The 7,325-nt window shown below is 45.6% G+C and carries 5 protein-coding genes; 3 read left to right on the forward strand and 2 right to left on the reverse strand.

All coding sequences use genetic code 11. The features are described from left to right. Positions 1–411: 411 nt before the first annotated feature. From NOM01_RS16915 to NOM01_RS16925, 3 genes are all read left to right on the forward strand, one after another. Positions 412–2,145, forward strand: coding sequence for an ABC transporter ATP-binding protein (locus NOM01_RS16915; RefSeq protein WP_255749759.1), 1,734 nt, complete (start codon positions 412–414; stop codon positions 2,143–2,145). Next, positions 2,142–4,007 carry an ABC transporter ATP-binding protein gene (locus tag NOM01_RS16920; protein ID WP_255749760.1) on the forward strand — a complete coding sequence of 622 codons (1,866 nt, stop codon included), beginning with the start codon at positions 2,142–2,144 and terminating at the stop codon, positions 4,005–4,007. Before NOM01_RS16915 ends, NOM01_RS16920 begins: the two co-directional genes overlap by 4 nt. Before the next feature lie 141 nt (positions 4,008–4,148). Further along, entirely contained in the window at positions 4,149–5,207 is a 1,059-nt protein-coding gene (locus tag NOM01_RS16925; RefSeq protein WP_255749762.1) for an undecaprenyldiphospho-muramoylpentapeptide beta-N-acetylglucosaminyltransferase, read from the forward strand. A 33-nt stretch (positions 5,208–5,240) separates the two neighbouring features. Here the strand turns inward: NOM01_RS16925 and NOM01_RS16930 are convergent, their stop codons facing one another. Beyond that, positions 5,241–6,113 (reverse strand): transglutaminase family protein, encoded by an 873-nt coding sequence (locus tag NOM01_RS16930; protein ID WP_255749764.1) that lies wholly within the window; start codon positions 6,111–6,113, stop codon positions 5,241–5,243. A 33-nt stretch (positions 6,114–6,146) separates the two neighbouring features. Beyond that, positions 6,147–7,094: an alpha-E domain-containing protein gene (locus NOM01_RS16935; protein WP_255749765.1), complete on the reverse strand. Its 948-nt coding sequence runs from the start codon at positions 7,092–7,094 to the stop codon at positions 6,147–6,149. Positions 7,095–7,325: the final 231 nt, after the last annotated feature.

The raw sequence follows: 7,325 nt of genomic DNA on the forward strand, positions 1-7,325 counted from the left end.
ATTGAAAAACACGCATTTCTCAATTTTGAGAGGTGCGTGTTTTTGCTTTCAAAAAAACCAATTTTTTATTTCTGAAAGGTTGAGTGCATCCCCAAGTTTGTAAACGACTTTTATGCTTGATATAAAGCCTTTACTATAGTTGTTATGTGGTGAGTCGGTAAAAATTAGGTTAAATTTATTTTTGGACTCTAAATAAAGCAGATTTTTCCCAGATCAAGATGTTTTAAAAAGCGGGTTTACCTTTGTGTACCCAGACCATTATAGTGTGAAGCGAAAAATTCAAAGGAACTAAAAAATTTTGTGCATGGATTCATAATTGGTTCACAGAGACCAGTTACACTTAGAAAGTCATCATAGTATGATTCATTTAAGTATTGAAATTATGTTTTATGAAGAATGGAGATGAAGTATATGATTCGTTTGGCTAGATATTTGCGGCCTTATCTGTGGCCGGCATTGTTTTCCGTCCTCTTTGTATTCCTGCAATCATTGGCTAACTTGTATCTGCCGACCCTAATGGCAGATATTGTTGATACGGGCATTGTCAGAGGCGATATGCCCTATATTTATAAGATGGGTGCATATATGCTGCTTGTGACGCTTGCTGCAGGGGTTCTGACCGTTCTCGCTAATTATTTGGCGTCCAAGGTAGCTTCCGGATTCGGACGCGATGTGCGAAATAAAATGTTTGCACATGTCGAGACATTTTCATTAAAAGAATTTGATCAAGTAGGTACGAGTTCACTGATCACGAGGACCACAAATGATATTGCACAGATTGAACAGGTTTATATGATGATTCTCAAGATGATGACGATGGCACCGCTGATGTGCATCGGGGGAATCATCATGGCAGTGTACAAGGATGCAAAGCTTTCGCTTGTGTTAGTGGTGACGCTGCCGCTCTTGATTGTATCAATTCTTTTGCTTGCGCAGAAGGGTCTGCCTTATTTTAAAAAAATCCAGAAAAAAATGGACCGGCTTAATTTAATCTTGCGTGAGGAATTGACAGGCATTCGTGTCATTCGTTCCTTTAACCGAACAAAACATGAGATTGATCGCTTTGATGATGCAAACAAGGATATAACGCAGACGTCTATTCGTATCAATCAAATTATGTCAGCTGCGATGCCGCTCATGATGCTAATTATGAATCTATCGATGGTTGCTATCGTCTGGTTTGGCGGGTTGCGAATCAACAGCGGGTCGATGCAGGTCGGTGATCTAATGGCATTTATCCAATATGCGATGCAAATTATGTTTTCGGTCCTCATGGGAGCGATGATGTTCATCATGATCCCCCGTGCGCAAATTTCTGCGACACGTGTCAATGAAGTACTCGATATTCGGCCGGATATTAAGGATGCAAAGAGTACTGCATTAGTGAACAATGATGAGAACACACAAGGCGTGGAATTTCGAAATGTCACGTTCAGTTATCCGGGGGCAGAAAATCCGGCATTAAACGACATATCATTTATGGCACGAACCGGAGAAACAACTGCCATTATCGGTGGAACGGGTGCCGGAAAATCAACACTGCTTAATCTTATCCCAAGGTATTTTGACGCAGTGAGTGGCAGTGTGCGAGTCAACGGAGTCGATGTAAAGACCATTTCTATTGAAAAGCTTCGTCGAATGATTGGTTATGTCCCACAAAAATCAGTACTCTTCTCTGGAACCGTTGCGGAAAACATTCGCTATGGAAATGAGCGGGCTACTGATGAAGAAATTAAAGAGGCAGCGCGCATTGCCCAGGCGGACGAATTTATTCAGGAGATGAGTGACGGCTACGATTCGGTCATCGCACAAGGCGGTAAAAATGTCTCCGGAGGCCAGAAGCAGCGTCTGGCAATCGCTAGAGCATTAGCACGCCAAGCGGATATCTATCTTTTGGATGACAGCTTCTCCGCACTCGATTATCGTACCGACGCGCGGCTCAGGGCGGAGCTTGGACGGATGACGCAAACGGCAGCTTTAATTATCGTTGCGCAGCGAGTCAGCACCGTTCTGCATGCGGATAAGATTATTGTCCTCGATGACGGAAAGATTGTTGGTGAAGGCACGCATGCCGAGCTGATGGAAACATGTGCCGTATATCAGGAAATTGTCGCATCGCAATTGGAGAAGGAGGAACTGGCATGAGTGATACTAAGAATAATCGACGTGCCGGCGGATTTGGTCCCGGACATATGAGGATGCCTGTGCAAAAGCCAAAAAATTTTCGGAAGACATTTCGCCGTCTGATGGGTTATTTGAGACCGCATTATGCGGTGCTGATTGCGGTATTTATAACGGCTGTTCTCAGCACAATTTTTACCATTATTGCCCCAAAATTAATGGGGAATGCGACGACAAAGCTTTTTGAAGGCATGATGATGAAAATGAAAGGTGTACCGGGCGCCCATATTGATTTTAATTATATATGGGGGATCGTGATCACACTTGTTCTTCTCTATGTACTCAGTTCATTGTTCACGTTCATCATGCAGTACTTGATAAGTGGTGTTTCGCAAAAAATGGTCTATAAGCTGCGCAAGCAGGTCAATGAGAAGCTGGCTGGGCTGCCTGTCAGCTATTATGATGCGCATCCATACGGGGATGTGCTCAGCCGTGCAGTCAATGATTCGGAAAACATCAGCAACACATTGCAGCAAAGCCTTACGGCGTCGATTACATCGATTATCACGCTTGTCGGTGTTATCGTGATGATGCTGACGATCAGTCCGCTTTTGACCTTAGTGCTGCTTGTGACGATTCCGCTCAGCTTTATTGGGATCGCGCAGATTACGAAACGTTCACAAGGCTATTTCAAACAGCAACAGGAGCAGATTGGGAAGCTCAACGGTCATGTTGAAGAAATGTTCACCGGTCATCAAGTGATTAAGGCATTCGGAAAGGAACGCGAGTCGGTAGGGAAATTTGAATCGATTAATGGTAAGCTTTACAATTCCGCATGGAAGGCACAATTTTTGTCTGGAATTATGATGCCGATGATGATGTTTGTCGGCAACATCGGCTACGTTCTGATCTCAGTGGTCGGCGGTATTTTAGTGATCAATCGGTCTATTCAAATCGGCGATATTCAAGCGTTTATTCAGTACGCTCGTCAATTTGGCCAACCGCTCAACCAGATCGCTAATATATCCAATATTATTCAATCGACGATTGCGTCCGCAGAACGCATCTTTGAGATTCTTGATGAAGAAGAGGTATCGAAGGATGATGAGGCATCGGAGCCACTGCAGCTGCCGAAAGGGCATGTCGCTTTCGATCATGTAAACTTCAGCTACAAAGAAGATCAGCCGCTGATTGAGGATATGACGATTGACGTGAAAGCAGGTCAGTCAGTAGCCATTGTTGGACCAACTGGTGCGGGCAAGACAACGCTCGTCAATTTGCTCATGCGCTTCTATGAGGTGCGCAAAGGGAAAATTACTGTTGACGGCACAGATATCCGATCGATTAAACGGGAACGGCTGCATCAGCTCTTCGGCATGGTGCTGCAGGACACTTGGCTGTTTAAGGGGACCATTCGTGAGAATATTGCTTATGGACGCGCGGGAGCGACGGAAGAAGAGATTGTGCGCGCTTCTGAAGCAGCTCATGCCGATCATTTCATCCGTACCCTGCCGGAGGGCTACGACACTGTTTTGAATGAAGAAGGCAGCAATATTTCTCAAGGGCAGAAGCAGTTGCTGACGATTGCACGGGCAATCCTCGCTGATCCGGTCATTCTCATTCTTGATGAGGCGACCAGCAGTGTTGATACGCGTACTGAGGTTCATATCCAGAAAGCGATGAATACGCTCATGAAGAATCGCACAAGCTTCGTCATAGCACACCGTTTGTCGACCATTCGAGAGGCAGATCTGATTCTCGTGATGAATCACGGTCATGTTATTGAACAAGGCACGCATCATGAACTGCTTGAGAAACAAGGATTCTATGCTGATCTGTACAACAGTCAATTCACTGATGAAGAGAAGCATTTGGAAATCGGATAATTTCATGTAATCTAAGCAATCGGACTGCGTTCCGGTTGCTTTTTTTTCTGTCTGCAATCTTTTTTTCGTTTTTTGTTTTACTTTGCGGGCAAGTATATTAAACTCTTTACAGTGGAGTAAAGAATAAAGCGAGGCAAATCAATGGCAAAAAAAATTGTGTTTACCGGCGGCGGTTCAGCGGGACATGTGACCCCGAATCTGGCGCTTATTGATGAATTGAAGGACTGCGAGGTTACGTATATCGGTTCAAAGACCGGGATCGAAAAAAATTTAGTGCAGGCACATGGAATCGACTATCGTGCCATTTCCAGCGGCAAATTACGCAGATATTTTGATCTAAAAAATTTTAAGGATCCGTTCAAGGTGCTTGCGGGTGTAATGCAGGCATATCTGATTTTGAAAAAAATTAAACCGGATGTCATCTTCTCTAAAGGCGGTTTTGTATCGGTACCGGTAGTCATCGGCGGCTGGATGAACCGAATTCCGGTTTATATTCATGAATCGGATATAACGCCTGGACTGGCAAATCGAATTGCGATTAAATTTGCCACCAAACTTTTTGTGACGTTTGAGGAAGCCGGGGCGCATCTTCCGAAGGACAAAGTCGTGTATACCGGGGCGCCGATACGCGATGTACTGCGCAAAGGGGATCGAAGCAAGGGTTTGGAATTTCTCGGTTTTCAAGGAGAAAAACCGGTGCTGCTTATTATGGGCGGCAGTCTTGGCGCAAAGAAAATCAATGATGTAGTCCGTCAGCTGCTGCCTGAACTACTGAAAACGTATCAGATTGTACATCTGTGCGGCAAGGGGTATATCATTCCCGAACTTGGGTCCACAGAAGGATACAGGCAGTTTGAATTTATCGATAAGGAACTGCCGGATGTCATGGCAGCTGCCTCAATTATTTTATCAAGATCCGGTTCCAATGCAATTTTCGAGTTTCTGGCACTAAAAAAACCAATGATCTTAATACCGCTGCCGCTGCGCGTCAGCCGCGGTGATCAGGTCCTTAATGCTAAATCCTTTAAAGAAAAAGGATTCTGCGAAGTACTCGACAATGATTCGCTGACGCCCGATGAATTGAAACAGACCCTTTCCATGGTTTATAAAAATCGATATGACTACATTGATCGAATGGCAAAGGCGCAAAATGCGACACATGGAATTCAGAATATATTAAAAGAACTAAATCAAGATTAAAAAGCAGGCGCCGGAAAATCCGAGCGTCTGCTTTTATACAATATCAGCTAATTTTTTTACGTCCACATCAACCTTAAGATTTTGCCGCGGGGTGCCGTGGTAAACACCTTTGACGGGTACGATATCCTTGTAATCCCGTCCATAGGCAAGTATGATGTAGCGCCAGCCGACGGGCACATCGTTTGTCGGGTCAAATCCTGTCCAGCCTACATCAGGGATGTAGGCCTCGATCCAGGCATGCGAGGCTTGTTCGAAGTCTGCGTTGCCGCCGCTTAAATCCGATATGTATTGATAGCCGCTGACATACCGCGCGGGAATGCCGAGGCATCGGCAGAGCGCAAGCATCAGATGAGCGAAATCCTGGCAAACCCCTCTGCGGATTTTGATCATTTCATCGATTTTCGTTTGTACTTGTGTTGCGGCGGGATCGTAAATGTATTCCTTCTTAATTGCCGTTGTGACTTCAGCCAACAGCTGTGATACGGATTCAACTGAACCGGACAAAAAACGATGAGCGATCTGCTGAACATCAGTTGTGTTTTGCGTGTAGTCAGTCGGTGCCAGATACTCGGCAAACTGATCCTGGAATGCATCGCTTTTCATGATTGCTTGCTCTTGTTCAAAAGGAAGAATGCTTGTTCGAGGCGTCATAGCATCGCTGGTGACGACCACTGAGCGTGCGGTAATGGTCAGTTCCGTATGCGGCTCTGAAATGGAAAAGGCATGCACACGGTTTCCAAAGTAATCTTCATAGACAAAGAGCGGCGCATGGGGATAGGTCGTAATCGAGTGCTGATAGCAAGACTGACTTCCATTCGTTCGCGGAGAAAGACGAATTTCATTGACACTGTCTGCCACTTCGCCGTCGTATTGATAATGAGTTGTATGCTGAATTTGAAATTTCATTGTTTGGCGCGGCTGCTTATTGAGGAGAATGGATCAAAAAGACAGCACGCTGACCCCCTTTGCAGAAAACATTTGACCGATCGCCGCTCCGATCATGTTGCAGCGTCGAACTTCAAGGTCGAGAAAATCGGCTACTCCTGTTCGAGCGATTTCGGAAGGATCCATATAATCGAGTTGGGCGTGCATCTTACCAATTGATTTACGCACATTCTGAATAGTAGGCGAGATACCGCCGCGGAATTCGGAGAGCTTGGCAAGGTGTTCGTTCAAGTGATAGAGCGAAAAACGTGTCGATCTCGGAAATACGGGACTGAGCATTAAAAATTCGAGAATGCTGTTCGTCGAAATTTTATTGGAGAGGCACTTGCGGAAGGCTTCGTAGCCGCTGACAGATTTCAGTAGAGCGAGCGCATCGCCGTACGGCAGTTCCATTCCATTTTGGCAATAGACGACGCGCAGGATGCGCAGCGTGTTCTCGGCGCGCTCTAAATATTTTCCCACCTGAAGCATCTGCCATTCCTGACCACGCAGCATGGTTGATCCGGCTATACCTTGAAACAGTGCGGTCTGGTTCTTGATCTGCTCAAAAAATGTGTGCGGGTAGATGAGCAGATTCTCCAATTTTTGTTCATTCAACCACAGGTGAAAGCTGTTGATTGCATCCCACAGTTCGCTCGGGAGACGTTCACGAATTGCCTGCGCATTCCCGCGTGCGCTCGTCACGCAGGATCGTATTGAATTTGTATTTGCTTGATCAAAAATAATGGTGTTGAGCACGGAGGACTCGTTATAGGCAAGATTCTGCTCTTGAAAAGCGTGCACATCCGCCAGCGTTTCAATAAGTTCCTTCCACGGATATTGTTCCCGCTCAGTGTGTGTGGATTGGCGGTGGTAGTCGACATCAATGAGGCGGGCGTGATTTTCGATACGCTCCAGATAACGCCCCAGCCAGTATAATGATTCAGCGATTCTACCGATCATGCGGATCCCCTCTTATTTGCTTCTGAATTTTATTTCTTGCCCATCTATCTCCGCTTGAGTGGAAAATGGGATGGAGGTGAGCGTTCCGGTATTTCTGTTTTACACAAGATGAGAAACAATCCCTTATTTTTTACCGCTCTCCGGGACAACTAGAGTCGCGCAGAAGGGATTAAACGATCCAAGTGTCTTTGCTGCTCCTAGAACTAATGAGTCGCGCAGAAGGGATTAAAC

The organism is Sporolactobacillus sp. STSJ-5 (assembly GCF_024385605.1).
GTDB lineage: Bacteria > Bacillota > Bacilli > Bacillales > Sporolactobacillaceae > Sporolactobacillus.